The sequence below is a fragment of the Mesorhizobium sp. M7A.F.Ca.CA.004.04.2.1 genome, assembly GCF_004022825.1.
In the GTDB taxonomy this organism is placed as follows: Bacteria; Pseudomonadota; Alphaproteobacteria; order Rhizobiales; family Rhizobiaceae; genus Mesorhizobium.
Genome location: NZ_RZPH01001661.1, coordinates 1 through 630 on the forward strand (window position 1 = coordinate 1; position 630 = coordinate 630).

Below are 630 nucleotides of genomic sequence, written 5' to 3' on the forward strand. Positions count from 1 at the left end.
TTTGATCGGGCTCGCCGGCACGCCGGCCGCTTCCAGCTTGGCCAGCAGCGGATCGCGGTCAAAAATCTTCAGCGCCTCGATCATGCGCTCGCGCAACTTGACCCGGTTGGCGACCCGGGCGGGATTGGTGGCGAAGTCGGGATTGGCAGGCAGGTCGTCCAGTCCGACAGCGGCGCAGAATTTGGCGAACTGGCCGTCATTGCCGACCGCCAGGATGATGTGCCCGTCCCGGACCGGCACCACCTCATACGGGGCGATGTTCATATGCGCATTGCCCATCTGCACCGGCGATTGGCCGGAGACGAGATAGTTCAAATTCTGGTTGCCGAGCGCCGAGATCTGGGTGTCGAAAAGCGCCATGTCGACGTGCTGGCCTTCGCCGGTCTGCTCGGCATGGCGCAATGCTGCCTGGATGGCGATGACCGAATAAAGGCCGGTGAAGATGTCGGAGATGGCGACGCCCGCTTTTTGCGGCTCGCGGCCGACCTCGCCGGTGATCGACATCATGCCGGCCATGGCCTGGATGATGAAGTCGTAGCCGGCGCGCGGCGCATAGGGTCCGTCCTGACCGAAGCCGGTGATCGAGCAATAGACGAGGCGCGGGTTGATCTGGCGCAGGCTGTCATAGTC

The 630-nt window shown here is 63.7% G+C and carries 1 protein-coding gene; it reads right to left on the reverse strand.

The window, feature by feature from the left end; all coding sequences use genetic code 11:
- Positions 1-630 (reverse strand): CaiB/BaiF CoA-transferase family protein (locus EN893_RS36815; RefSeq protein ID WP_164901538.1); only part of this gene is annotated, 630 nt, incomplete at both ends.